This window comes from Gammaproteobacteria bacterium (assembly GCA_036381015.1).
Lineage (GTDB): Bacteria > Pseudomonadota > Gammaproteobacteria > Steroidobacterales > Rariloculaceae > ZC4RG20.
Genome location: DASVDR010000014.1, coordinates 25,640 through 50,519 on the forward strand (window position 1 = coordinate 25,640; position 24,880 = coordinate 50,519).

The window sequence follows — 24,880 nt, forward strand, 5'->3', positions numbered from 1 at the left end:
CGACAGCAACCGAGCGCAAATGGAGTTCGTCATGGCCGCCTTTCTCGGACGACATTCTTACCCTCTTGCACCGTCGAGCAGCCAACTCGAGGGCGTCCGTGTCACGGTCGCCGCCGCACCGGCACCGGATGCCGTTCTGGGCGTGCCCGTGGTACCTCACGGCAAGCTGCCGACGGACGCGAACGTGACCTGGCAAACGCTCGCGGGCTGCAACTTCCAAGCGAAGCCCGGCCAAACCTTCGTGCTCCCGCGGGACAAGGCCACGCTGGTGCTGGTCGGCTTGGGGGACGCTGGCGAGCTCGACGCCGCCAGGCTGCGCAATGCGGCCGCCGCCTTCGCGCGCGCAACCGAATCGCATGGCCGCTTGACCATGATGCTCGCCGATATCGGTGCCGTGCCTGGCGACGTCGCCGCGCAGGCGGTCGTGGAGGGCATCTTGCTGGCCCGCTACCGGTACGGCGTGCTCAAGGCCGACACGGCCGTCACCCCCATCGCCGAGATCGTGCTCGTCAGCGATCGGGACATCGCGGCCGGGGCAGAGCGAGGCAAGGTGCTGGCCGCGGCGACCACCGTCGCGCGTGATCTGGCGAATGCGCCGCCCGCGCTGTTGACCGCCACCGCGATGGCGCAGGCCGCGCAGTCGCTGGGCCGCGAGCGCGGGCTCGAAGTCGAGGTTTTCGACAAGGACGCGCTGATCGAGCTCGGCTGCGGCGGTCTGCTCGGGGTCAACGCCGGCAGCAGTGAGCCGCCGGTGATGATCAAGCTCACGTACAAGCCGCGCGCTGCGGACGGCAGCGCTGCTACCTCCACCGGGCATCTCACGCTGGTCGGCAAGGGCATCATGTACGACGCAGGCGGCCTCGCGCTCAAACCCGCCGACGATGTTCACGCGAACATGAAGAACGACATGACCGGAGCGGGCTCGATTCTGGCGGCGATGCTGAGCTTGCCTGCCCTGCACTGCCCCACCGAGGTCGTCGGTTATCTCATGTGCACTGACAATCGGCCGTCGGGCACCGCACTCGCCATGGGCGATGTGCTCGTAACCCGCGGCGGAAAGACAGTCGAGGTTACCAACACCGATGCCGAGGGACGCCTGGTGATGGCCGATGCGCTGGTGCTGGCGACGGAGAACGAGACCGATGCCATCGTCGACATCGCCACCCTGACCGGCGCCTGCATGCGGGCGCTCGGCACGCAGATCGCCGGTGTGCTCGGCAACGATGAACAGCTGATCGACCAGGTGAAAACGGCAGCGTATGCGACCGACGAGCCCGTCTGGCAGTTCCCTCTCGCGCGCCGGTACCGCAAGGAGCTGGACTCGAACGTGGCCGATCTCAAGAACCTTGGCGGTCCGAACGCCGGAACGATCATCGCGGCGCTGTTCCTGGAGGAGTTCGTCGCGGGCAAGCCCTGGGCCCACATCGATATCGCCGGGACGGCCGAAAGCGACGACGACGTGTCGTGGCATCCGGGCGGTTGCACCGGCTTCGGTGCGCGGCTGCTCGTGCAGCTGGCTGTCGACTTCAGGCCTGTCACGGGGAGCGGGCGGTGACGCTATGGGACCTGATCCTATCGGTCAGGTAGGAACGCGTCTGCAGGTGCGGCCGCCCGACCGGCGCCGGCGACCACCTTGCACATCTCGGCACCGAAGAACAGCATCTTGAAGACCGCGTTCATCCACAACATGAGCACGAGCAACGCGCCGAACGCACCGGATGCGCTCGGGCTGCTGCCGAGATAGAGCCCGTAGAGCGCGAGCACTTCGGCTGCGACACCCCACGCGACGGTCGAGATGAGCACGGCGAGCCACACGTCTCTCCAGCGGAGGCGGACGGGCGGCAGGATCTGGTACAGGATCGCAAAGGTGACCGCCGCGAGCACGAGGGCGCCGACCGGCGGGAGCAGTCGCTCGGCGGTCCAGCCGAGCAACGGCAAGCCGCCGAGGGCACGTACGATCCACTGGGAGACCGCCATCAGCGCGAGAGCGGCGAGAAGCAGCGCGCCGCCGCCGAGCACCATCAGGAACGAGAGCGCGCGCTCGAGAAGCGTCGCCCAGACCACCGTGCGGACGCGCCCGGAAACCAGCGGCGGATCGCGCTTCCAGATCGCCCGAAAGGTCATTCTGAGATGGCGAAACAGCACCGATGCAGTGAGCAGGAGACCCGCGAGGCCGATCGCCGTCGCGCCGACAGACTCCTGCTGCAACGCGCCGAGAAGGCCTTCGATCGTCGCGTGCAGCTCGCTCCCGAACCTGACCTCGATCTGCTCGAGCACCTGCCGCTCGGCCGCGGCGGCACCGTCCGAGAAGCGGAGCAGCAGCCCGAGCACCGACAGCAGTAACAAGAGCAGCGGGACGAGCGAGACGAACGCGAAGTACGCCATCGCCGCGGCGAAGTAGCGCGCGCGATCGCGTTCGTATTCGACCCAGGTAGCACGCAGCACACGGACGATACCGAGACGACGGCGCCTGCCGGGCGAGCTCTCGCGCTCTTCGACCCGGGACGGTCCGTGCACGCGCGCTGCCAAGACGATGCGAGCCTCAGAACGATCGCCCGATCGCGAACGAGAGCCCGAGATCGCTGTTCTCGAGCCCCTCCGGCGGATCGCTGTCGTAGCTTTCGTAGAGGCTCACGCTCCAGTGCACGTTGCCGATGATCGAGCGATGCAGGCTCGCATCGACCTCGACACGCCTTCGGGAGCGGTCGAAGCTGAAGAACGTCGTCGCGTCCGTCGTCACCTGGGTGTCGCCGCCGAGCTCGAACCAGTCCCACTCCAGCGTCACGAAGGCCTCGGCGCTCTCTTCCGTCCCTGGAATGTCGCGGTAACGCTCCCGATCCCCTGCGAGGCCGCCGTACAGCGCCACGACCGCACGGTTCGACTGGAGCAAGGTTCGGCCTCCGCCGAAGCCGAGCAGCGTTCTCGAGTCGAGGTCGAGCTCGAGATCCTCCTCGAGGTGCAAGCGGCCGATCGCGAACCACCGATTCTCGAGCAGGCGGCGCGACCTGAGCTGGAGGTAGTTGCGCCGTTGCGCCGTCTCGTCGTCGATCTCGCTGACGATCGCGTCGACCGACAGCGTCGTGACGTACTTGCGCATCACGTTCTCGGCTTCCGCGTAGATCTTGAGGTCGAGCTCGTCGTTCGCGGTCAGGAAGTCGAGACCGAAGTCGACGTAGCCGGACGTTCGCTCCGCGGGCGTGGCCGCGATCGGCGTGATGCGGATCACTTCCTGGGCCTCGACGTCCGCGGGGGCCGTCCCGGCCGTGACGGCGAGCCGCCCGGGAGACGTCGAGACGATCGACCCCGACAGCCGCTGTCCGGACTCGAGCTCGACGTCGAACTCTCGCGGGCTCGTCAGCGCCTCGACATTGCTCCAGTCGATGTCGACCGTGCCGGCTCCGTCGATCGAGAACGCGAGCTTGCCGCGCGCGAGCTCGATGACCTCGCCTGCGAGCCGATTGCCCGTGGTCAGAACGACGACGTCTCTCTCGTCCTCTTGCGCGTATGTGCAGCATGCCGCGGCGAGCAGCGCCGCACAGGCTGCGCCCGAAACGCACTTCCGCATAGAAGCCTCTCTCCGATCGTCATCACGGCTCGGCAGTGCGACTCGAATGCTAGCGGGCGCTCGAGCCCCGGTAACGTGGACCTTTGTCCAATGGCCTGCGCGGATGCGAGGCGGTGAAATGCTTCCGCAGGCATGAGCGCGCGAACCGCACGGCGCGCCGGTGAGGCTTATGTCTCCACCGGCGTGTTGCCCCCTTCCAGGGCTGTCCACGAAGCCGTGTCCGATGCGTACGAGCGCTACCGGACGAATGCGGATGGGCGGCTCTCGGACGTCTACCCGAGCCTCCTCGCGGCCCGGCCGGACCGCTTCGGAATCTGCGTCGCGGGCGTCAGCGGCAACCTCTATTCGGCGGGCGACGCGAAGGTCGAGTTCGCGATCATGAGCGTGGCGAAGCCCTTCGTCTTCGCGCTCGTGTGCGCGGCGCTGGGGCCGGCACGGGCCCGGGATTGCCTCGGCGTCAACGCTACGGGCTTGCCGTTCAACTCGGTCGCGGCGATCGAGAGAAGCGCGGACGGACGCACCAATCCGATGGTCAATGCGGGCGCCATCGCCGCGACGAGCCTCGTGCCCGGCGCAACCGCGGACGCGAAGTGGCGCGCCATCCGGGAGGGGCTGTCCCGGTTCGCCGGCCGGGAGCTCGTGCTCGACGAGGAAATCTACGCCTGCGCGTCGGCGGCGAACCATCGTAACCGCGGCATCGCCCGGCTGCTGGCGAGCTGCGACCGCCTCTACTTCGATCCGGTCGAGACCGTCGACCTCTATACGAAGCAGTCCTCGCTGAAGGTCGCCGCGCGCGATCTAGCCGTGATGGGCGCGACGCTCGCCGACGGGGGGATTCATCCGCTCACACGCGAGCGCGTCGTCGATGCCTCCGTCGGCCGCTACGTCCTCTCGGTGATGACGACCGCGGGGCTGTACGAAACCTCGGGCGATTGGCTGTACGAGGTCGGACTCCCGGGAAAGAGCGGGATCGGCGGCGGCATCGTCACCGTCTCGCCGGGCAAGTGCGGTCTCGGCACTTTCGCGCCGCTGCTCGACGTCGCGGGGAACAGCGTGAAAGGGTGCCTGGCTACCGCATTTCTGTCGAAAAGGCTCGGACTGGATCTCTTTGCGTCCGAGCCCTGGGGCGAGCCGAAGTCCGACGATTGGTGATTCGCCCAACGCCAAACCTTGTGCCGTAAAGTGCCTCGAGCACCGTGCGCGCGGCGTAGCTTGCGCTCGCGTGGGCCGACGGATAGCTCGGGAAGCACGGCGTCGGGACGAACGGCTCGAAGCCATCGAACTACGCGCGGCCCGTGCTGGCTACTCCACGATCTGTAGCAGGCATGCTTCCGGGAGGGTTTGCATTTGACCGTCCAGTCAACTATCATGCGCCCCATCGAGGTGGTGGTCATGGGACGAGTCAGCGACGCCCGAGAGCGATTGATGAGCGCGGCCGCCGAGTTGACCTGGGAAGCAGGCTACAACGCGGTGACCGTGGATGCCATTTGCGAGCGCGCCGGCGTCAAGAAGGGCAGCTTCTATCATTTCTTCGAGTCGAAGGCGGCGCTCGCCGTCGCCGCGCTCGACGCCTGGTGGGAAACGCACACGCGTCCGACGCTCGATGCCGCGTTCTCGGTGACCGTGCCGCCGCTCGAGCGCTTCGAGCGCTACCTCGACGCGGTGTATCGCACCCAGCTCGAGATGCGGAAATCCAAGGGCCGCGTGCTCGGCTGCCCGTTCTTCAGCGTCGGCATGGAAAGCGGCGGCTTGGAGCCCGAGGTCTGGGAGGCTTCGCAACGCATCGTGGCGCGCAAGCGCAAGTACATCGAAGCGGCGATTCGCGACGCGAAGGAGGAAGGTCTCGTCGACGTGGACGACGTCGAGGAAGCGGCACAAAGCGTGCAGACGTTGATGGAAGGGGCGCTCGCGCGCGCCCGGGTCCAAAACAGCCCCGAGCCCATGCACGGCCTCTATGCGCCCGTGTTGCGTCTGCTCGGCGCCCGCAAGGAGCGGGTCCGCGCATAGCGGGCCTGATTCCATCCCGGTTTCTCTTTTTTTGTCAAAGATTTGACTAGATAGTCAACTATTGTCTATCGGTTTCAGGAGGTCCGGCCATGCCCCAAGAAGAAGGACGCACCCATACTCCCGACCCTCGTCGCCGCCGCCGTCGCATCGCGCTCGCCGGCCTCGCCGCGCTTTTCGCCGTCGCCGGCACGGGCTACGGCGCCTATTGGCTCACGACCGGCCGCTTTCATGAATCGACCGAGGATGCCTACGTCGCGGGCAATCGTGTGCCCGTCATGGCCGAGGTCCACGGCACCGTCGTCGCGGTCATGGCCGACGACACGATGCTCGTGCGCCAAGGACAGACGATCGTCCGGCTCGACGACACCGACGCGCGCGTAGCGCTCGAGCAGGCCGAGGCGAAGCTCGCATCGACCGTTCGTCGGATCCAGGGCGAATACGCGAAGGAGAAGCAGCTCGAGGCGGAGGTGGCCACTCGGCAGGCGTCGCTCGCGCTGGCCGAAAGCGACTACCGGCGTAATCGAAGATTGCACGCGAAGGGCGCCGCTTCGACGCAAGTGCTCGAGCACAGCGCGACGAGCGTCGAGGTCAACCGACACGCTCTCGCCGCGGCCGAGCGCGCGCTCGAGGTCCTACGGGCCGATTTGGGCGAGACCGACCTCGCGCATCATCCCGACGTCGCGCTCGCGGCCGCCGAGGTCCGTGCAGCCTACCTCGCGCTCGAGCGCACCAAGATCGTCGCGCCCGTGTCGGGCGTCGTCGCCAATCGCAACGTGCAGGTCGGACAGCAGGTCGATCCCGGCGCGCCTCTGATGGCGATCGTGCCGAGCGACGAGATCTGGGTCGATGCGAACTTCAAGGAGTCCCAGCTCGACGGCATCCGCATCGGCCAACCCGTCCTCTTGCACGCCGATGCTTACGGCGGCTCGGTCGCCTTTCACGGCAAGGTGATCGGCATCGGCGCCGGCACCGGGAGCGCGTTCTCGCTGCTGCCGCCCCAGAACGCGACCGGCAACTGGATCAAGATCGTGCAGCGCGTGCCCGTCCGCATCGGCATCGCCAAGGACGAGATCGAGGATCATCGCCTCCAGATCGGCCTGTCGATGGAAGTCACGGTCGACACGCGGCCGAGCGCTGCCGCGCCGGACTCGCTCGAGATCGTCGATCCCGGGAGCTATACGACCTCCGTGTACGACTTGCGCGCCACGGACGCCGACGGGCTCATCGCGCGGATCATCACGGCGAACAGCGCAGGCCGCATCGAGGAGGCCTCGACGAGCGGCCCGACGCGGTTCGCGCAGGACCTCGAGACCGGCGAGGCGGACGGCCATGGGGGCTAGGCAGCCGCCCGTCACGGGCGCCAAGCTCGCGTTGTTGACGATCGGCGTGTCGCTCGCGATCTTCATGAACGTGCTCGATACGTCGATCGCGAACGTCGCCATCCCGACCATCGCGGGCGATCTCGCCGTGAGCCCGAACGAAGGCACGTGGATCATCACGTCGTTCGCCGTGAGTCTCGCGATCGCCCTGCCGCTCACGGGCTGGCTCGGCAGGCGCGTCGGCGAGGTACGGCTCTTCGTCTGGGCCACGCTGCTCTTCTCGCTGCTGTCGCTGCTCTGCGGGCTCGCGACGTCGCTGCCGATGCTCGTGATTTTTCGTGTGCTTCAGGGCGCGGTCGCGGGCCCGATGATCCCGCTGTCCCAGAGCCTCTTGCTGATGAACTATCCCGAGGAGAAGCACGGCACCGCGCTTTCGATATGGAGCATGACCGCCGTCGTCGCCCCCGTCGCGGGGCCGATCCTCGGCGGCTGGATCACGGAGAGCTACAGCTGGCCTTGGATCTTCTATATCAACGTGCCGATCGGGCTCATCGCTGCGTGGCTCACGGCGAGCCTGTTGCACGGGCGCGAGACGGAGACCGAGCGCCGCCCGATCGATGTCGTGGGCCTCGCCCTGTTGATCGTCGGCGTCGCGAGCCTCCAGGTGCTGCTCGACAAGGGCAACCAGCTCGCGTGGTTCTCGTCGCCGACCATCTGGGCGCTCGCCGTCGTCGCGGCCGTCGCCTTGAGCTTCTTCGTGGCGTGGGAGCTCACGGAGCCGAACCCGGTCGTCGATCTGTCGCTGTTCCGGCAGCGCAATTTCACGGTCGGCGTCGTCGCGCTGTCGCTCGGGTATCTGACCTTCTTCGGCAGCGTCGTCATCTTTCCGCTCTGGCTGCAGACGCAGATGGGCTATACGGCTTCATGGGCCGGCATCGCGGCCGCGCCGCTCGGCCTCCTCGCGATCGCCGTCTCGCCGTTCCTCGGCGCGCTCATGCGCCGCTACGACCTCCGCGTGCTCGTGACGATCTCGTTCGTGCTGTTCGCAGCCGTCTCGTTTTGGGTCGCGGGCTACACGACCGAGGTGAGCCTTGCGCAGCTGATGGCGCCGCGGCTCGTGTTCGGCATCGGCATGCCGCTTTTCTTCGTGCCGCTGATCGCGATGTCGCTGTCCGGCCTGCCGGCGCAGCGCGTCGCGAGCGCGTCCGGGCTCGCGAATTTCCTGCGCATGCTCGGCGGCGGCTTCGGCGCCTCGATCAGCGTCTCGATCTGGGAGCACCGCCAGGCGCTGCACGACGCGCGGCTCACGGCCGCGGCGTCGACGCCCGACCTCTTCAATGACGGGTTCGTCGGGCGGCTCGGCGACCTCGGCCTCGGTGCCCACGCCTCGGCCGTGCAGCTCGCGCAGATGATCGGCAAACAAGCCTTCATGCTCGCGACCAACGACTACTTCTGGCTCTCGGGGTGGCTCTTTCTCGCGCTCATGGTGCTCGTCTGGGCCGCGAAGGGACCGTTCGGCCGGGCGGCCGCGGGGGCGGGCGGGCACTGAGGCTGCGGGCCGCCGCGCCTGACGCTATGCTGCACGCGCTCGGCTCGCGCCCGAGATGGCAGAAAGAAGGTTCGAAGAACGAAGGAGCTGGCATGCGAGTGCTCGTGATCGGCGGCACGCAGTTCATTGGCCGCGAGATCGTGCGGCGCCTGCTCGCTCGCGGGCACGACGTCGCGGTGCTGCACCGGCGCGAGCGTCACGATCTCGGCGCCGCGGTGCGCAACGTGCAGGCGGACCGCAGCGATCTGCCCGCGCTCACCGCGGCGGTCCGTCGCGAGCGGCCGCAGGCGCTGTTCGACATCGCATACGACTGGGCGAAGGGCACCACGGCCGCGCAGGTGGAGGCCGCCGCGCGCGCGTGCGGCGCAACGCTCGAGCGCTATGTCTTCATGTCGAGCATCGCGGTCTATGGCGCGGGGCTCGACCACACGGAGGACGATCCGCTCGTCGGCGACGACGATCCGCGGCCGTACGCCGCGCACAAGGCGTCGTCGGAGCGGGCGCTGTTCCGCATGCACGCGGAATCGGGCTTCCCGGTCGTGACGTTCCGCCCGCCGTACGTGCACGGCCCGCATCAGGCGCTCTATCGAGAGCAGTTCTTCTGGGACCGCATGCGCGACGGCAGGCCGATCGTGCTTCCGGACGGCGGCACGGATCCGATCCAGTGGGTGTTCGTCGGCGATCTCGCGGAGGCCTGCGTTCGCACGCTCGAGACGGCGGCCGCGGTCGGCGAGGCTTTCAACGTCGCGCACGTCGAGCCGCTGACGCAGCGGACCTACGTCGAGCTGCTCGCGCGCGTTGCGGGCGTCGAGCCCGAGCTCGTGCCGGTGCCGCGGGAGCGGATCCGGGCGGCCGGGGGGGAGCTTGCGGGCCCCGGGATGTATTTCGGCGAGGCGCTCGACCGTCCCCCGATGACGGAGCGGGTCGAGAAGGCGCAACGCGTGCTCGGTGTGGCGCCGACGCCGATCGAGGACGCGCTTCGCACGACGTATGCGTGGTACGTCGAGCAACCCCGCCGCGCGGTGGACTACACGTTCGAGGACGGGCTGCTCGGCCGCGCCTGAGCGGCCGCGGAGGAGCGCCGCGGCCCTCGAGCGGCTCGCTCCAGGGCAGATTTCGGCCCCGACGACGGCGACTCGACGTCGCGACCGCCGTTTCGCGTGGCTCAGTCGCCCGGCGTTGCGCCGATCGAGGCCGCAGCGCACACTTCCAATCGTCGCAGGAAGGGACCGCATTCAGGCTCGGGGCCGGGGTTTCGGCATCGCGCTGCCTATCCTCTGCGCGGCGCACCCGAGACTTACGTGACGCCGTCCGTGCCGATCATTCGGCTGTCCTGTTCGGCGAAGTGGATCGAATGCTGACCAACAGGGGGGATTTCATGACTTGTCGCTTCTACGCTGCCGCGGTCCTCGCGAGCCTCACGCTTGGCGTATCGCTCGCCGTTGCCCAACCCGGTCCGCCGAACGGGGCGGCCGCGCAGCCTCGCAGGGCCGAGCCGGGACAGCCTGCGGGGCCGGCGCCGCGCCGAGCGGACGGGCGCGTGCTGCTCGGCGGCGCGAGCCCGGAGCAGAAAGGGATCTGGGCGCCGGTCGGAATCGGTGAGCCTCTCACGAACGTCGAGCAGGTGCCGTTCAAGAAGTGGGCGCGCGCGCTGTACGACGCGCGGCTCACGACGCGAATGGAGCCGCACTCGCGCTGCAAGCCCTCGGGCGCGGCACGCCAGTTCCAGACCCCCTACGGCGTCGAGTTCGTCGAGTTCTCGCAGCTCGAGCGCATGTATATCTTCGATATCGGCGGCCCCCATACCTTCCGCACGGTCTACATGGACGGCCGCGCCCATCCGCGCGATCTCGCTCCGACGCACTACGGCCACTCGATCGGCTGGTGGGAAGGCGACACGCTCGTGATCGACACCGTCGGCTACAACGAGGGATTCTGGCTGGATCGCCGAGGCCTGCCGCACACCGAGGCCCTTCACACGATCGAGCGTTTCACTCGACTCGACGCCGGGACGATGAAGTACGAGATGATCGTCGACGATCCCGGCGCTTACACGGCGCCGTGGACGGGCACGTTCAACCTGCGCTGGGAAGAGGGAACGGAGCTCTTCGAGTACATCTGCCAGCAAGCCAACGAAGCCGGCGAGCTGCTCGTCGGCTTCGAAGGTAGGACGTCCGTCGACCGGACGAGCCCTATCGTGCCTTGAGGAGACCGCCGGCACGGCGGCCTCGGACCGCCGGCCGGCAGCCTCGCGTCTTCATTGCTCGCCGGGAGCTCGCGTCGCGCGCCCGTCCGGTCGGACGATCTTCGGGTTTTCGGCCGACAGCGGGGGAAGGTCTTCGCGCGGCTCGACCCCCGGCTGCCGCAGCCTGATGACATTGCCCGCTTCGTCGACCGCTGGAGCGTGCCGAATCGGCTCATGCGCAGCGCATTGAGCATGAGGTCGGCTTGCTCCTGGGTGATATAGGCCGCGTTCACGCCGGCTTCGAGCCACTCCGCGGCGCGCTCGAGTCGTGCATTTCGAGAGCACGAAGGCATCGCAGCAGATTTCCTCGCAGACTCTAAGATTGCGTCTAGCCCACCAGGCCAGCGGATTCCACCAAAGGAGGATGCCGGTGTCAACGCCGGTCGAGCCAGCGCACGATGTGATCGCCCCGCCTCACGTGCGCGATCTCGTGTGCCAGGATGGCGTGGAGCGCCGGCGGCTCGAGTGCCTGAACCGTCGTGCGCGGCAGGTAGACGCGGACGGAGCCGCCGATCCACCAGACCATAGGGGGAATAGCCGCCTCGGTCGTGAAAATGGCCGGCGCACGCCGCACGCCGAGGCCGGCGGCAGTTCGTAATGCCTCGTCGCGCAGCGCACGCCCGGCCGGTGAAGACGTCTGACGCAACAGGCTGTTGAAGCGCAGCGCATGCCGGCAAGCCCAGACCGATATCGCGGCGCTGCCGAGGAGCCAGATGCCGACCGCTGCGATCTTCCAATCCCAATGCGCCGCGAGCGACGGAACCGTAGCGGCGGCCGTCTCACCTGAATGAGCATGCCGCAAAACAGGCTGGATGGGGACGGCCCGTCGAGCGCTCGCACGCCGGCCGCCATGCGCGCCCTTCCTCGTCGTCCTGTCGCCGTCGGAATGCGATATTATTATGCTATCATATTGATAGCACATCCGGCCGGAGGCCTGCGATGACGAAAGAGATTCTTTTCACCCCGCGATCGGGCTGGACACCTTTGGCGGTGTGTCTGGCGACCCTCGTGCTCGGCGTCGTCCTGATCCCCGTGTCGGCCATCGCTCAAATCGGTCCACTGGGGCTGCTCGCCGTCCTCATGATCGTCGGTGCGCTCATCAGTCTGTTCGGCTTCATGGCGATCGCGCCGAACGATGCGCGCGTGCTCCTCTTGTTCGGCGAATACAAGGGCTCGGTGAAGGAGTCCGGGTTTTACTGGGTGAATCCGTTCTATTCGAAGAAGAAGGTCACGTTGCGCGTCAGAAACTTCGAAACGGGCGGATCGCGTGTGGAGGAGAGAAAAGACGCAGTCGGCAAAGTCGTTCAGCGCAAGGGCCGCTCGGCGGGCCGGCCGGCCAAGGTGAACGATCGCGACGGCAACCCGGTGGACATCTCGGCCGTCGTCGTCTGGCGCGTAGTGGATACGGCCGAGGCATTGCTCGAAGTCGACGACTACGAGGATTACGTCGCGATTCAGAGCGAATCCGCGTTGCGCAATCTGGCGAGCCGGCACCCGTACGACAGCGAGGACCACGAGGTCTCGCTGCGCGGCAATCCCGACGAGGTCGGGGACCAGCTGCGCGCGGACATTCAGGAGCGCGTGGACAAGGCCGGCGTCGAGGTGATCGAAGCGCGCATCAGCCATCTCGCGTACTCGTCCGAGATCGCCGCGGCGATGCTGCAGCGCCAGCAAGCCCACGCGGTGGTCGCCGCCCGGGCGCGAATCGTGGACGGCGCGGTCGGGATCGTCGAGATGGCGCTGCAGCGGCTCGAGCGAGAGGGGGTCATGCCGCTCGACGACGAGCGGCGGGCGGCCATGGTGTCGAATCTGCTCGTCGTCCTGTGCAGCGACAGGCACACTCAGCCCGTGATCAACACCGGAAGCCTATACCAGTAACCTGTATGCGGCGCGCAAGGAGAGCGGCAGCTTGGCCAAGAAGGTCACGTTTCTGCTGAGGACCGATCCCGAGGTGCTCGACGCGCTGAAACGGTGGGCCAACGACGAGCTGCGCAGCGTGAACGGCCAGCTCGAGTTCATACTGCGGCGCGCGTTGCTGGACGCCGGGCGTCTGAAGCGGAAAGATCCGGAGGCCGATGCGAAATCTCGTTCCGACGGCGACGGCGAATGATGCGCGTCCGCGCCCGACCGACTAGACCAGGCTGAACGCCGTCGCCCGCACGAAATCGATCAGCTGTGCCGGAAAGATCCCGAGCCACAGCACGGCGAGCGTCGCGGCCGCGAGCACGACGTGCCCCGACGGCGAAACGGCGGCCTCGTGCCGCGCGAGCGTCGCTTCCTCGGGATCGAGATACAGCGTCACGAGCACGCGCAGATAGTAGAAGAGCCCGATACCGCTGCCGATGATCACGAGCGCGAGCAGCACCCACAGCGAGGCATCGATGCTCGCGGCCACGACGTAGAACTTCGCGACGAAGCCCATCGTCAGCGGAATGCCGGCGAGCGAGAGCAGCATCAGCGAGAAAACGCCGGCGAGCCACGGCCGGCGCCAGAAGAGCCCGCGGTACTGGCCGAGCATCTGCATCTCCTCGCCGGCGGCGGAGGAGAGCACGGCGACGATCCCGAACGCGCCGATCGTGCTCGCGAAATAGGCCGCGAGGTAGTAGCTCGCGGCCTCCACGGCGACCTCGCCGCCGGCGATGAACGCGACGAGCAGATAGCCGAGGTGCGCGATCGACGAGTACGCGAGAATTCGCTTCACGTTCTGCTGCAGCAGCGCGAGGATGTTGCCGAGCAGCATCGAGGCGCCGGCGAGGAGCGAGAGGGCGACCAAGAGCGGCACGTAGTCGAACGCGCCGGCCTCGAGGAAGTAGCGCAGCAGCACGACGAAGATCGCGCCCTTCGAGACGGTCGCAAGGAAGGCCGTGATCGGCGCCGGCGCACCCTGGTAGACGTCCGGCGTCCACAAGTGAAACGGCACGAGCGAAAGCTTGAACGCGATGCCGGCGACGATCAGCGCGACGCCGGCTGTCGCATAAAGGCCCGTTCCATCGGCCGCGGCGAGCAGATCGGCGACGCGCGCGAACTCGAGCGTGCCGAGCTCGGCGTAGACGAGCGCGATGCCGAAGAGCAGGAACGACGACGAGACGCCGGAGAGAATCAGATACTTCGCGCCGGCCTCGAGGCAGGGCTTGCGCTCGCGCGAGTAGGCGAGCAGCGCGAAGAGCGAGACGCTCAAGAGCTCAAAGCCGAGGAAGAGCGCCGCGAAATGCGCGCTCGCGGCGAGCACCGCTGCGCCGAGCACGGCCGTGAGCAGCAGGATATAGAGCTCGCCGGGCGCCTCGTCGCGCCCGCGGAGGTAGCCGGCGGAGAGGCCGGTCACGCCGAGCGTGCAAAGGAGCAGGAACCCGGTGTAGAGCAGCGCGGCGCCGTCGATACGGAGCAGCCGCGTGACGTCGAGCGGCGCGACGTCCGCGGCGATCGGCAGCGTCAGGAGCGTCGCGACGAGCCCGACGACGGTCGCGATCGCGCTGACGTCGCGCCGGCGCACGAACGCGACCAGCAGCATCACGACGATCGCCGCCGCGGCGAGCGTGATGATCGGCAGAAGCGCGACGAAATGGGCCGTCGTGAAGCTCATTCGTCGCCTCCCGATGCGGCCGCCACCGGGTCATCCGGCGGGCCCGGCCGTGCAACAGCGGCGGCGCCGGCGGAAGGCACCTCGAGCGCCTCGAGCGTCGGCCGCGCGGTCTCGAGCACGGGCTGCGGGCGCACGCCGAGCCAGACGAGCACGAGGATCATCGCGCCCGAGTAGGCGAGCTCGCGGCCGCCATAGTCCGCGACGCGCACGGCCCCCGCACGCGGCACGCCGTGGAACGAGCGCTGGATCAGCGCGAGCGAGTAGATCACGGCGGCGATCAGCCCGCTCGCCGCGATCACGGTGAAGATCGGAGCGACGGGGAACGCGCCGAGCAGCACGAGGAACTCGGCGACGAAGTTCGCGAGCCCCGGCAGCCCGAGCGACGCGAGCGCGAAGAACAGCGCCACGCCGCCCATCCGCGGCAGGCGCGCCCAGAGCCCGCCCATCCGTGCCATCTCGCGCGTGTGCAGCCGCTCCTGCAGCGCGCCGGCGATCACGAAGAGGCCGCCCGTGCTCAATCCGTGCGCGACCATCTCCATGATCGCACCCTGAAGCGCGATCTCGTTCCACGCGAAGACGCCGAGCAGGACGAAGCCCAAGTGACTCACGCTCGTGTAGGCGACGAGCCGCTTGAAGTCGGTCTGCGCGAACGCGAGCACGGCGCCGTAGAGGATGCCGATTACGGCCAGCGCCATCGCGTAAGGCGCGAGGCGCATCGCGGCCTCGGGGAAGAGCGGCACGACGAAGCGGATCAGCCCGTACGCGCCGGTTTTCAGCAGGATGCCGGCGAGGATCACGCTGCCGGCGGTCGGCGCGTCGGTATGCGCGTCCGGCAGCCAGGTATGGAGCGGCACGGCGGGAAGCTTCACGGCGAACGCGACGAAAAAGCCGAGCATCAGCCACATCGCGACGTCCGGCGCGAGCGAGGTGCCGAGCAGTTCGAAGTAGTTGAACGTCCACGTGCCCGTGGCCTGCCAATTGACGTACGCGAGCCCGATGATGCTCGCGAGCATCAGCAAGCTGCTCGCCTGCGTGAAGATGAAGAACTTGATTGCGGAATAAATGCGGTTCTCGTGCCCCCAGATCGCGATCAGGAAGTACATCGGCACGAGCATGACTTCCCAGAGGAAGAAGAAGAGGAAGAGGTCGACCGCGATGAACACGCCGATGATGCCGGCGAGCGACCAGAGCAGGTTCGCGTGGAAGAACCCGACGCGTTCCTGTATCTCGGTCCACGAGCAGGCGACGGAGACGAGGCCGAGGAAAAGCGTGAGCGCGACCATCAGCAGCCCGAGGCCGTCCATCGCGAGGTGGAAGCCGATGCCGAAGCGCGGGATCCACGGCGCGTCGACCTCGATGAGCCACCCCGGGCGCGGCGTCTCGACGATCGCCGGTGCGCCGAGCCAGATCGCGACGACGAGCGCGAGGTCGAGGCCGAGGGCGAGCACGGAGATCCAGCGGCAGAGGCGCGCGCCGTGACTCGCCGCGAGCCACGCGAGCGCGCCCGCGACGAGCGGAATCGCGATGAGCCATGCCAGGATCGTCGGCACGGCGTCAGCTCGATGATGACCCGGCGGAGATCATTGGAACAGCGTCACCTCGCTGAGCACATCGTCACCTCGACGAGCACCGATCATAGGAACAACGCCACCGCGACCACGACCACGAGACCCGCGAGCATCCCGGCCGCGTACCAGCGGAGCTCGCCCGTCTGGCTTTGACCTGAACCGCGCCACGCCGCGCGCAGCGACCCGGCGACGCCGTCGTAGACGCCGTCGACGGGATCGCCGCGGAGCAGAGCCGCAGTCGTCACGAAAGGCCTGACGAACACGGCGTCATAGAGCCGGTCGAAGCCCCAGCCCGAGGTCCACGTGCGATCGAGCGCCGTCGGCCACGGCGGTCTTTCCGGCACGCGGGCTGCGCGCGTGCGCCCCGGGAAGAAGAGGAAGTACGCGACGGCGATCCCGCCGAGCGACGCGAGCGCGGCGGCGAGCTCGAGCGCGAGCTCGCCGGCGCCGCTTTCCGCCTCGTTCGCGGCCGGCAGGGTCGTCGCCAGGAAATCCGAGAAGAGCGTCAGATGCCCGAGGCTCGCCGGCGTCTCGACGAAGCCGCCGACGATCGAGAGCACGGAGAGCACGGCGAGCGGAATCAGGATCGCGTAGCGGGCGCCGCCGCGCGCCGCGGCGGCCGCCGCATCGTCCGGAGGCCGGCCGGCCCCCCGCTCCTCGCCGTGAGTCTCGTGATAAGCCTCGTGCGCCGCGTGCGCGGGCTCGCCGAAGAACACGATGAACACCGCGCGGAAGATGTAGACGGCCGTGACGAACGCCGCCGCGAGCCCCGCGAGCCCGAGCCAAAAGCCGCCGGTCTCGGCCGCCCACGCGCCGGCGAGGATCTGCTCCTTGCTGTAGAAGCCTGCCGTCACGAGCGGCACCGACGCGAGCGCGGCCGCGCCGATCAGGAACGCCCAGAACACGCCCGGCATGCGCTTGCGCAGTCCGCCCATCCGGAAGATGTCTTGCTCGTGATGCAGCGCGAGGATCAACGCGCCGGCGGCGAGGAAGAGGAGCGCCTTGAAGAACGCGTGCGTCATGAAATGAAAGACGGCCGCGCTCCATGCGCCGACGCCGAGCGCGAGGAACATGTAGCCGATCTGGCTCATCGTCGAGTACGCGAGAATGCGCTTGATGTCGCGCTGCGAGAGCGCCGCGAACGCGGCGAGCAGCAGCGTCAGCGCGCCGACGACGGCGACGGCGAGCTGCACGGCCGGCGCCAGCGTGAAGAGCGTGTGCGTGCGCGCGATCAGGTACATGCCGGCGGTGACCATCGTCGCCGCGTGGATCAGCGCGCTCACGGGCGTCGGACCCGCCATCGCGTCCGGCAGCCAGGTCTGGAGCGGAAGCTGCGCCGACTTGCCGACCGCGCCCGCGAGGAGCAGCGCCGCGGCCGCGAGCGCGATGCCGGAGCCGACCGGCCATTGCTCGGCCGCGCGGGCGAGCGCGGTCTGGATATCCAGGGTGTCGAGCGACGTCGCGATCAGGATCAGACCGATCAGCATTCCCGTGTCGCCGGCGCGCGTGACGACGAAGGCCTTGCGCGCGGCGTAGCCGTTCTCGGGGTCCCGATACCAGAAGCCGATCAGGAGGTAGCTGCAAAGGCCCACGCCTTCCCAGCCCAGATAGAGCAGCAGCAAGTTGTCCGCGAGCACGAGGATCAGCATCGCGAACATGAAGAGATTCATGTAGGCGAAGAAGCGGCTGTAGCCTTCGTCGCCCGCCATGTAGGCGGTCGAGTAGAGGTGAATCAAAAAGCCGACGATCGTGATGACGAGGATCATCACGACGGAGAGCGCGTCGAGATGAAGCCCGAAGCGTACCGCGAAATCGCCGGCCGAGATCCACGTGACGATCCCCGCGCGGGCGGCTTCCGCGCCTTCGCCCGCGAGGAACGCGCCGCCGACGAGCACGGCGACGACGGCCGCGAGCCCGACGGAGCCGACGCCGACGAAGCTCACGATGCGATCGGACAGCTCGCCGCGCGTGACCATCAGGATCACGCTGCCCGCGAGCGGCAGGAGCGGAACGAGCCACAGCCATTCGATCATCGCTAACCCTTCATCTCGCTGACGGCGTCCGCGTCGAGCGTGCGGAAGCGCCGGTAGAGCTGGATCAGCAGCGCGAGCGCAACCGAGACCTCCGCCGCCGCGAGCGTGAGCACGAGAATGAACATGACCTGACCGTCGGGCTGCGACCAGCGGGCGCCGCCGACGATGAAAGCGAGGCCCGCGGCGTTCAGCATCACCTCGATCGAGATCAGCATGAAGATCAGGTTGCGCCGCACGAGCACGCCGATCAGGCCGAGCGCGAACAGGATCGCGGCGAGCAACATGCCGTGCTCGATCGGGACGACGGCCGTCATGCCTCCACCGCCCTTTCGCGCTCCGCCGGCGCTTCCTCGGGCACGGCCGCCTCGGCCGCGCTTTCGGGCGCGTCGACCTCCGCGTGGCGCGCCTCGAGTCTCTGCGCGAGCCGCCACGAGCCGACCAGCCCCGCGAGAAGCAGCATCGAGGCGATCTCGACGGCGAGGAGGTACGGTCCGAACAGCGCGAGACCCACCGCCTCCGCGCCGACGACCTCGTCGCCGGTCGGGCCGAGCGGACCGACGCCGAGCACGTACAGCATTTCGACCAGCAGAATCGCGCAGAGGATCGACGGGCCGATCCAGAGCTGCGGCCAGAGCCACCGCCGCTCCTCCTCGATCGTCGCGTCGCCGAGATTCAGCATCATCACGGCGAACACGAACAGGACAATGATCGCGCCGGCGTAGACGATCACCTCGAGGACGGCGGCGAACGGCGCGCCCAGCGTGAAGAAGACGGCCGCGAGCGCGAGCAGCGACACGATGAAGTACAAGAGCGCGTGCATCGCGTTCAGGCGCGTGATCGTCATGATCGTCGCGAGGACCGCCACGGCGCCCGAGATGTAGAAGACGGCCGTCACGGCATCAGCCCCCGCACGTCGATGGGCGGCGCCTCGTTCTCGGCCTCGCCCTTGTCCTTGCCGCCGATTGCGAGCCCCGACACTCTGTAGAAGCTGTAGCCGGGATACTTGCCGGTGCCGCTGATCAGGAGATCCTGCTTCTCGTAGACCATGTTGCGGCGGTCGTACTCGCTCATCTCGAAGTCCGGCGTGAGCTGGATCGCGTACGTGGGGCAGGCCTCCTCACAGAAGCCGCAATAGATGCAGCGCGAGAAGTTGATGCGGAACCATGCGGGGTACCAGCGGCCGTTCTCGTCCTCGGTCTTCTCGAGCGAAATGCAGTCGACCGGGCAAGCGACCGCGCAGAGATAGCACGCGACGCAGCGCTCCTCGCCGTCCGGATCGCGCGAGAGGATGATCCGGCCCCGATAGCGCGGCGCCAGATACGGCTTCTCCTCCGGGTACTGGATCGTCTCGCGTTTGCGAAAGCCGTGCATGAAAACGCCGGCCATGCTCACGATCTGGCTCCAGAGCACGTCGAGCTGGTATGCGAGCCAGTTCTTCCCGGCCATCACGAAGCCCCTCCGGACGCGCCGTCGCCGAGCGCGACCACGACGGCACCGGTCACGAGCACGTTCAAGAGCGCGAGGGGCAGCAGGAACTTCCAGGCGTACGCCATCAGCTGGTCGTAGCGCGGCCGCGGGAGCGTCGCGCGCAGCAGCAAGTAGAGGCCGACGAACACGGAGACCTTCAGCAGGAACCAGACGATGCCGGGCAGGAAGGCCGGGCCTAGCCAGCCGCCGAAGAAGAGCGTCACGATCATCGCGGAGGCGAGCAGGATGCCGAGATACTCGCCGAGGAAGAACAGGCCGAACTTCATCCCCGAGTACTCGGTGTGGTAGCCCGCGACGAGCTCGTGCTCGGCCTCGGGGAGATCGAACGGCAGCCGGTGCGTCTCGGCGATCGACGCGAGGAAGAACACGAGCAGCCCGACGCACTGCGGGACGAAGTACCACATGCCGCGCTGGGCTTCGACGATCGCGGTGAGGTTGAACGAGCCCGCGAGAATCACGACGCCGACGAGCGAAAGCGCCATGAATACCTCGTAGCTGATCATCTGCGCGGCCGTGCGCAGGCTGCCGAGGAGCGAGTAGTTGTTGTTCGAGGCCCAGCCCGCGAAGGTCACGCTGTAGACCGCGAGCGACGTCATCGCGAGGAAGAAGAGGAGGCCGACGTTGAGGTCGGCGATCACGAGCCCGGGCGCGAACGGCACGACCGCGAACGCGAAGAGCATCGTCACCGCGACGATCGTCGGCGCGATCACGAACACGGGCTTGTCGGCGAGCGGCGGGATCCAGTCTTCCTTCAGCAGGATCTTCACGACGTCCGCGAACGCCTGAAGGATGCCGAAGGGGCCCGCGCGGTTCGGGCCGTAACGGTCCTGCCACCACGCGAGCACGCGCCGCTCGATCCACGTGAGCATCGCGGCGCCGATCAGCAGCACGAGGATCAGCACCGCGAGGAACACGAGCATGCCGAGCGTGCTCATGCCGCGCCTCCGGCGGCGGCGCGGATCACGGCCGTCGGCGCGTCCACGAAAGGCATGCCGGGCAGGCCTGCCGGCAGGCCGGCGATGCCGCGCGCGAGCCCGGAGTCGATCCGCACCGGCAGCGTCAGCGACGTGTCGGGGAGCGCGACCTCGGCGAGTGCGCCGGGCGCGAGGCGGCGCGCGCCGGCTTCGTCCGGATGCAGCGCCACGTAGGGCGGAGGGATGCGCTCCGCGAGCGGGGGCGACGCGGCCGAAAGCTCGTCGCTCCCGAAGATGTGGTGGAGCGCCACGAGCCGCAGGCTGCCGTCGCTCGGCGGCTCGGTGGCCGGGAGGCCCGCGAAGAATCCGTCCGCCGCGCGGGCCTGCGGCTCGACGAGCCGCACGCCGGGGTCGCCGCCGCGCAGGCTGCCGCCGATCTCGTCCTGAAACTTGTTCACCGACTGCACCGAGTTCCAGCGGGGCGCCCAGAAGTACGGGATCAGGGCCGGCGGCATCTTCGGGCCGTAGTAGCCTTCCATCGAGAAGGCCAGCGGCGCGTCGGGGTCGGGCGGCGGCTTGCGCTCGCGGATCTCGACGTTCGCATGCATCGCGGTGCGCCCGCTGTATCGCGCGGGCTCGCGGCTGATCCTGCGCCCCACGGTGCGGAACGATGCGTTCGGCGCGGCGGCCGTGATCCGCTCGAGCGCGGGCACGGAGCGCGCACATTCGGCCGTGACGTCGTCGAGCGTGTGCCAAGCGCAGCGCTCGCCGCGGAAGCGCATCAGCTCGGCGAGCCACCGCCACGACTCGCGAATCTCGCCCTCGGGCACGAAGACCTGGAAGAAGCGCTGCGCGCGCCCCTCGCTGCTGACGAGCGTGCCGTCGCCTTCGGCGAATGCGGCGGCCGGCAGCATGACGTCGGCGCGGCCGGCCGTGGGCGTGAGCGTGTGATCGATGACGACCAGATGCTCGAGACCTGCGCGGAAGCGCTCCGCGAGCGCGCGCGGCATTCGCCGGTCGAGGTCGTTCTCGAGCACGATCGCCGCGCGGACTTCCCCGGCCGCGATTCGCTCGAGCGCGTCGCCGAGGCCGCGGCCGCCGAGGAGCGCCAAGCCCGCGCTGTTGCATTCGGGAAGCATCAGTGCGAGGTCGGCGGCACGCCCGAGCCGCCGGGCGAGCGCGCGCGCGACGTTCGCCGCGGCCTCGATCACGGCCGTGCTGCGCGCGCCGGTGCCCGAGACGACGAGCGGCCGCTCGGCGGCGCCGAGGGCCGCGGCGATCCGGTCCGCGAGCCCGGCCGGGTCGGCCGGCAAATCCGGCGCGTCCGGCGCCGCGCCGTCGAGGCGATGCGCCACCGCGAAGCCGAGCCGCGCGATGCCTTCGGGCGCGTCGCGATACGTGCCGGCGGCGACGGCGTCGAGCTTCGTCGCCTGCGGCGTCGCGATAAACAACGGGCTCCACTGGCCGAGGCCGGCCGTGCGCACCGGCTGATCGAGCCACTCGGGGATCCGGAGCTGCGCCGCAATCTCCTTTTGACGGTTGCGTGCGGCTTGGCGCAGCGTCAACGCGAGCCGCGGCGCGGTGTGTGTCGGGTCCTCGCCGAGCACGAGCACGGCATCCGCGTCGCCGGCTTCGCGCAGCGACGGCGGCCGCGCTCCGCCCTCCGCATAGATCGCGGCCGCCGCCGCGACCAGGCGCCGATCCGTCTCCGAGATGCCCACGTGGAACCGGTCGGCGCCGACGAGCCGCCGCAAGGCGAAGTTCGCTTCGAGCGACGCGCGCGGCGAGCCGATGCCGATCGCGCCGCCGTCGAGCGCGCCGGCGATGCGCTCGAGCGCGTCCTCGATCCCCACCGCTTCGAGCTCGCCGGCCGGGCCGCGCGCGAGCGGCGCGCGGATGCGCGTGTCGCCGTTGACGAAGCCGTAGCCGAAGCGGCCGCGGTCGCAGATGAAGTACCGGTTCACCTCGCCGTTGTAGCGGTTCACGATGCGCCGCAGCCGCCCGTATCGCTCCTGCGGAATGATGTTGCAGCCGAGGCTGCAGTGGACGCAGACGGACGGCGCGGACTGAAGATCCCATTTGCGCACGTAGCGGTCGCCGAACGGCTTGTCGGTGAAAACGCCCGTGGGGCAGACCTCCGCGAGATTGCCGCTGAACTCGTTCTCGAGGACGCCGTCCTCGTGGCGCCCGAAGTACACGTGGTGATGCGATGCGAACGCGCGCAGATCGTCGCCGCCGGCGTAGTCCTGATAGAAGCGCACGCAGCGGTAGCACGCGATGCAGCGGTTCATCTCGTGGTTGACGAACGGGCCGAGGTACTGATTGCGGAACGTGCGCTTCAGGCCGCGATAACGGCGGTAGTTGTGACCGGTCATCACGGTCATGTCCTGAAGGTGGCACTCGCCGCCTTCCTCGCAGACCGGGCAGTCGTGCGGATGGTTGACCATCAGCCACTCGATCACGCGCGCCCGGAAGTCGCGGGCCTCGGCCTCGTCGAGGCCGATGCGGGTGCCGTCCGCGGCGGGCGTCATGCAGGCCATGACGATCCGGCCCTGCCGGTCGTTCTCGTCGCGATACTGCTTGACGGCGCACTGGCGGCAGGCGCCGACCGAGCCGAGCTCCGGATGCCAGCAGAAGTACGGCAGGTCGAAGCCGAGCGAGAGGCAATGCTCGAGGAGGTTCTTCTCGGGCGCCGCCGGGTACTCGCGATCGTCGACGTAGATCGGCACGGGTTACGGCTCTCCCCGCCGAAAAGGTGGCCGCGGAAAAGGTGTCAGACACGTTTTTTGGGGAACAGGTGTCTGGCACTTTTTCTCTCGCCAAAAAAGTGTCTGACACCTTTTTTCGAGGCTTGCGGTCATCGGTACGGGCACCTCCGTTCGGCGATGTGGCGCTCGAAGTCGTCGCGGAACCACCGGAGCGCGCTTTGCAGCGGCTCCATCGCGCCCGGTGCGTGCGCGCAGAACGTGCGGCCGGGGCCGAGATGGCGCGTGTGCATCTCGAGAAGGTCGAGATCCTCGAAGCGGCCGTCGCCATCGTCGATCGCGGCGAGAAGCTGCTCGACGTAAGGCAGGCCGTCGCGGCACGGCGTGCACCAGCCGCACGACTCCTGTGCGAAGAAGTGCTCGAGGTTGTGGACCATCGCGACGGGGCACGTACGGTCGTCGAGCACGATCATCGTGCCGGTGCCGAGGCGGCTGCCGAGCTTCTGGATGGCATCGAAGTCCATCGGCGCGTCGAGATGCTCCTCGACGAGGAAATCCGTGGATGCGCCGCCGGGGAGAACGCCGCGGAAGCGGTATCCGCCCCGCATTCCTCCCGCGTGCTCCTCGAGCAGCTCGCGTATCGTCGTCCCCATCGGCAGCTCCCACGCGCCGGGGCGCTTCACCTTGCCGCTGACGCCGTAGATCTTCGTGCCCGCGTTGTCGGTGCGGCTCAAGCCTTTGAACCACTCCGCGCCGTTGTTCACGATGTGCGGGACGTTGCAGAGCGTCTCCACGTTGTTCACCACGGTCGGCTTGCCCCAGAGGCCGACCGCCTGCGGGAACGGCGGCTTTGTGCGCGGAATCGCGCGCCGGCCTTCGAGCGCGTTGATCAGCGCCGTTTCCTCGCCGCAGATGTACCGGCCGGCGCTCGTGTGCAGGTGGATGTCGAGGCTGAAGCCCGTGCCTAGAATGTGCTCGCCGAGCCAGCCGCGCCCGGCCGCCTCGGCGAGCGCGCGGCGCAGCCGCTCGGCGGCCAGGCGATACTCGTCGCGCAGGAAGATGTAGCCGGTCGTCGCGCCGATCGCGTACGCGCTCACGATCATGCCTTCGATCAGCAGGTGAGGGTCGCCTTCGAGGAGCAGCCTGTCCTTGAACGTCCCGGGCTCCATCTCGTCGGCGTTGGCGATGAGATAGCGCGGGGTGGGCGCTCCTTCGCCCCGCGGCATGAAGCTCCACTTTTGGCCGGTCGGGAAGCCCGCTCCGCCGCGGCCGCGGAGGCCGGATTCGGTGACGGCGGCGAGCACGTCCTCCGGCGTCATCCGCTGGAGCGCCTCACGCACGGCGCGGTAGCCGCCGGCCCGCTCGTAGCCGTCGATATCGAGCGGCTCGCGGTCGGGCCTGATGTTGGCGGTGAGCGGCCGTTCCATCAGTCGTAACGTTCCAGCACTTCGTCGACCCGCGACGGGTCGAGATCGGCATGCAAGTTCCCATCCACGAGCATTGCAGGCGCCCGGTCGCAGCAGCCGAGGCACGGGATCGGCAGCACCGTGAAGCGCGCGTCGGCAGTCGTCTCGCCGAACGACACGCCGAAACGCTCGCGCAGCCGATCGGAAATCGCCTCCGTCCCCATCAGCCAGCAGCTCACGCTGTCGCAAACGTGCACGACGTGCCGTCCGACCGGGCGGCGATAGATCAGGTTGTAGAACGTCGCGACGGCGTCGAGCTCGTCGACCGGCATCTCGAGCAGCCCGGCGATGTCGCGGAGGTCCTCGTCCGAGATCCATCCGCGCCGCTGCTGCACGATCTTCAGCGCGTCGATGCAGGCCGCCCGTTTCCGGTCGTACAGCGCGACCTCGTGCTCGATCGCTGCAACTTCTTCCGGGCTCAACATCGTCGAGGTGCCTCCG

General features: G+C 68.4%; 22 protein-coding genes. 9 read left to right on the plus strand and 13 right to left on the minus strand.

Annotated features, from left to right (window positions below; translation table 11 throughout):
- The first annotated feature begins 19 nt into the window (after positions 1-19).
- Entirely contained in the window at positions 20-1,555 is a 1,536-nt protein-coding gene (locus tag VF329_05540) for a M17 family peptidase N-terminal domain-containing protein (protein HEX7080456.1), read from the plus strand.
- Positions 1,556-1,572: 17 nt separating this feature from the next.
- On the opposite strand, the gene VF329_05545 is transcribed toward VF329_05540, so the two are convergent.
- Together VF329_05545 and VF329_05550 are read right to left on the minus strand one after the other, a co-directional pair.
- Positions 1,573-2,445: a YihY/virulence factor BrkB family protein gene (locus tag VF329_05545; GenBank protein HEX7080457.1), complete on the minus strand. Its 873-nt coding sequence runs from the start codon at positions 2,443-2,445 to the stop codon at positions 1,573-1,575.
- Positions 2,446-2,542: 97 nt separating this feature from the next.
- Positions 2,543-3,565, minus strand: coding sequence for a DUF481 domain-containing protein (locus tag VF329_05550; protein HEX7080458.1), 1,023 nt, complete (start codon positions 3,563-3,565; stop codon positions 2,543-2,545).
- Positions 3,566-3,697: 132 nt separating this feature from the next.
- On the opposite strand from VF329_05550, the gene glsA reads away from it, so the two are divergent.
- From glsA to VF329_05580, 6 genes are all read left to right on the plus strand, one after another.
- A complete protein-coding gene (gene glsA / locus VF329_05555; protein ID HEX7080459.1) occupies positions 3,698-4,717 on the plus strand; it encodes a glutaminase A in 1,020 nt (339 codons plus the stop codon).
- A gap of 240 nt (positions 4,718-4,957) precedes the next feature.
- Complete coding sequence (locus VF329_05560) at positions 4,958-5,572, plus strand: TetR/AcrR family transcriptional regulator (GenBank protein ID HEX7080460.1); 615 nt, start codon at positions 4,958-4,960, stop codon at positions 5,570-5,572.
- Positions 5,573-5,661: 89 nt separating this feature from the next.
- A complete protein-coding gene (locus VF329_05565) occupies positions 5,662-6,912 on the plus strand; it encodes an efflux RND transporter periplasmic adaptor subunit (GenBank protein ID HEX7080461.1) in 1,251 nt (416 codons plus the stop codon).
- Entirely contained in the window at positions 6,902-8,440 is a 1,539-nt protein-coding gene (locus VF329_05570; protein ID HEX7080462.1) for a DHA2 family efflux MFS transporter permease subunit, read from the plus strand. The genes VF329_05565 and VF329_05570 overlap by 11 nt, the downstream gene beginning before the upstream one ends.
- A gap of 92 nt (positions 8,441-8,532) precedes the next feature.
- On the plus strand, positions 8,533-9,504 hold the full coding sequence (locus VF329_05575) for an NAD-dependent epimerase/dehydratase family protein (protein ID HEX7080463.1): 972 nt from the start codon (positions 8,533-8,535) through the stop codon (positions 9,502-9,504).
- A 290-nt stretch (positions 9,505-9,794) separates the two neighbouring features.
- Positions 9,795-10,646: a hypothetical protein gene (locus VF329_05580; protein HEX7080464.1), complete on the plus strand. Its 852-nt coding sequence runs from the start codon at positions 9,795-9,797 to the stop codon at positions 10,644-10,646.
- A 412-nt stretch (positions 10,647-11,058) separates the two neighbouring features.
- Here VF329_05580 and VF329_05585 read toward each other — a convergent pair whose 3' ends face one another.
- The gene (locus tag VF329_05585) at positions 11,059-11,607 is read right to left on the minus strand and encodes a M56 family metallopeptidase (protein HEX7080465.1); all 549 of its coding nucleotides are present in this window, start codon (positions 11,605-11,607) and stop codon (positions 11,059-11,061) included.
- A gap of 17 nt (positions 11,608-11,624) precedes the next feature.
- Here VF329_05585 and VF329_05590 point away from each other — a divergent pair, with 17 nt between their 5' ends.
- Both VF329_05590 and VF329_05595 read left to right on the plus strand, forming a co-directional pair.
- Positions 11,625-12,563, plus strand: a complete 939-nt coding sequence (locus VF329_05590; protein HEX7080466.1) for an SPFH domain-containing protein — start codon at positions 11,625-11,627, stop codon at positions 12,561-12,563.
- Between the two features lie 31 nt (positions 12,564-12,594).
- Complete coding sequence (locus tag VF329_05595; GenBank protein HEX7080467.1) at positions 12,595-12,795, plus strand: Arc family DNA-binding protein; 201 nt, start codon at positions 12,595-12,597, stop codon at positions 12,793-12,795.
- Positions 12,796-12,816: 21 nt separating this feature from the next.
- Here the strand turns inward: VF329_05595 and VF329_05600 are convergent, their stop codons facing one another.
- The 10 genes from VF329_05600 to nuoE all read right to left on the minus strand — a co-directional run bounded on the left by VF329_05600 (position 12,817) and on the right by nuoE (position 24,864).
- Entirely contained in the window at positions 12,817-14,265 is a 1,449-nt protein-coding gene (locus VF329_05600; GenBank protein HEX7080468.1) for an NADH-quinone oxidoreductase subunit N, read from the minus strand.
- Complete coding sequence (gene nuoM, locus VF329_05605; GenBank protein HEX7080469.1) at positions 14,262-15,815, minus strand: NADH-quinone oxidoreductase subunit M; 1,554 nt, start codon at positions 15,813-15,815, stop codon at positions 14,262-14,264. Before nuoM ends, VF329_05600 begins: the two co-directional genes overlap by 4 nt.
- 83 nt (positions 15,816-15,898) lie before the next feature.
- Complete coding sequence (gene nuoL, locus VF329_05610) at positions 15,899-17,866, minus strand: NADH-quinone oxidoreductase subunit L (protein HEX7080470.1); 1,968 nt, start codon at positions 17,864-17,866, stop codon at positions 15,899-15,901.
- Positions 17,867-17,868: 2 nt separating this feature from the next.
- On the minus strand, positions 17,869-18,180 hold the full coding sequence (gene nuoK / locus VF329_05615; protein ID HEX7080471.1) for an NADH-quinone oxidoreductase subunit NuoK: 312 nt from the start codon (positions 18,178-18,180) through the stop codon (positions 17,869-17,871).
- Entirely contained in the window at positions 18,177-18,761 is a 585-nt protein-coding gene (gene nuoJ, locus VF329_05620) for an NADH-quinone oxidoreductase subunit J (GenBank protein ID HEX7080472.1), read from the minus strand. The genes nuoK and nuoJ overlap by 4 nt, the downstream gene beginning before the upstream one ends.
- Positions 18,758-19,312, minus strand: coding sequence for an NADH-quinone oxidoreductase subunit NuoI (nuoI, locus tag VF329_05625; protein HEX7080473.1), 555 nt, complete (start codon positions 19,310-19,312; stop codon positions 18,758-18,760). Before nuoI ends, nuoJ begins: the two co-directional genes overlap by 4 nt.
- Complete coding sequence (gene nuoH, locus VF329_05630) at positions 19,312-20,289, minus strand: NADH-quinone oxidoreductase subunit NuoH (protein ID HEX7080474.1); 978 nt, start codon at positions 20,287-20,289, stop codon at positions 19,312-19,314. The genes nuoI and nuoH overlap by 1 nt, the downstream gene beginning before the upstream one ends.
- On the minus strand, positions 20,286-22,997 hold the full coding sequence (gene nuoG, locus VF329_05635; protein ID HEX7080475.1) for an NADH-quinone oxidoreductase subunit NuoG: 2,712 nt from the start codon (positions 22,995-22,997) through the stop codon (positions 20,286-20,288). Before nuoG ends, nuoH begins: the two co-directional genes overlap by 4 nt.
- Positions 22,998-23,125: 128 nt before the next feature.
- Positions 23,126-24,400 carry an NADH-quinone oxidoreductase subunit NuoF gene (gene nuoF, locus VF329_05640; protein HEX7080476.1) on the minus strand — a complete coding sequence of 425 codons (1,275 nt, stop codon included), beginning with the start codon at positions 24,398-24,400 and terminating at the stop codon, positions 23,126-23,128.
- Complete coding sequence (gene nuoE, locus VF329_05645; protein HEX7080477.1) at positions 24,400-24,864, minus strand: NADH-quinone oxidoreductase subunit NuoE; 465 nt, start codon at positions 24,862-24,864, stop codon at positions 24,400-24,402. The genes nuoF and nuoE overlap by 1 nt, the downstream gene beginning before the upstream one ends.
- Positions 24,865-24,880: the final 16 nt, after the last annotated feature.

Excerpts from the sequence above, each read along its gene's own strand:
- VF329_05540 (HEX7080456.1), top strand. The coding sequence starts at position 20 with ATGGAGTTCGTCATGGCCGCCTTTCTCGGACGACATTCTTACCCTCTT.
- VF329_05550 (HEX7080458.1), bottom strand. The coding sequence starts at position 3,565 with ATGCGGAAGTGCGTTTCGGGCGCAGCCTGTGCGGCGCTGCTCGCCGCG.
- glsA (HEX7080459.1), top strand. The coding sequence starts at position 3,698 with ATGAGCGCGCGAACCGCACGGCGCGCCGGTGAGGCTTATGTCTCCACC.
- VF329_05560 (HEX7080460.1), top strand. The coding sequence starts at position 4,958 with ATGGGACGAGTCAGCGACGCCCGAGAGCGATTGATGAGCGCGGCCGCC.
- VF329_05565 (HEX7080461.1), top strand. The coding sequence starts at position 5,662 with ATGCCCCAAGAAGAAGGACGCACCCATACTCCCGACCCTCGTCGCCGC.
- VF329_05570 (HEX7080462.1), top strand. The coding sequence starts at position 6,902 with ATGGGGGCTAGGCAGCCGCCCGTCACGGGCGCCAAGCTCGCGTTGTTG.
- VF329_05575 (HEX7080463.1), top strand. The coding sequence starts at position 8,533 with ATGCGAGTGCTCGTGATCGGCGGCACGCAGTTCATTGGCCGCGAGATC.
- VF329_05580 (HEX7080464.1), top strand. The coding sequence starts at position 9,795 with ATGCTGACCAACAGGGGGGATTTCATGACTTGTCGCTTCTACGCTGCC.
- VF329_05585 (HEX7080465.1), bottom strand. The coding sequence starts at position 11,607 with ATGTGCTATCAATATGATAGCATAATAATATCGCATTCCGACGGCGAC.
- VF329_05590 (HEX7080466.1), top strand. The coding sequence starts at position 11,625 with ATGACGAAAGAGATTCTTTTCACCCCGCGATCGGGCTGGACACCTTTG.
- VF329_05600 (HEX7080468.1), bottom strand. The coding sequence starts at position 14,265 with ATGAGCTTCACGACGGCCCATTTCGTCGCGCTTCTGCCGATCATCACG.
- nuoL (HEX7080470.1), bottom strand. The coding sequence starts at position 17,866 with ATGATCGAATGGCTGTGGCTCGTTCCGCTCCTGCCGCTCGCGGGCAGC.
- nuoK (HEX7080471.1), bottom strand. The coding sequence starts at position 18,180 with ATGACGGCCGTCGTCCCGATCGAGCACGGCATGTTGCTCGCCGCGATC.
- nuoI (HEX7080473.1), bottom strand. The coding sequence starts at position 19,312 with ATGGCCGGGAAGAACTGGCTCGCATACCAGCTCGACGTGCTCTGGAGC.
- nuoH (HEX7080474.1), bottom strand. The coding sequence starts at position 20,289 with ATGAGCACGCTCGGCATGCTCGTGTTCCTCGCGGTGCTGATCCTCGTG.
- nuoF (HEX7080476.1), bottom strand. The coding sequence starts at position 24,400 with ATGGAACGGCCGCTCACCGCCAACATCAGGCCCGACCGCGAGCCGCTC.
- nuoE (HEX7080477.1), bottom strand. The coding sequence starts at position 24,864 with ATGTTGAGCCCGGAAGAAGTTGCAGCGATCGAGCACGAGGTCGCGCTG.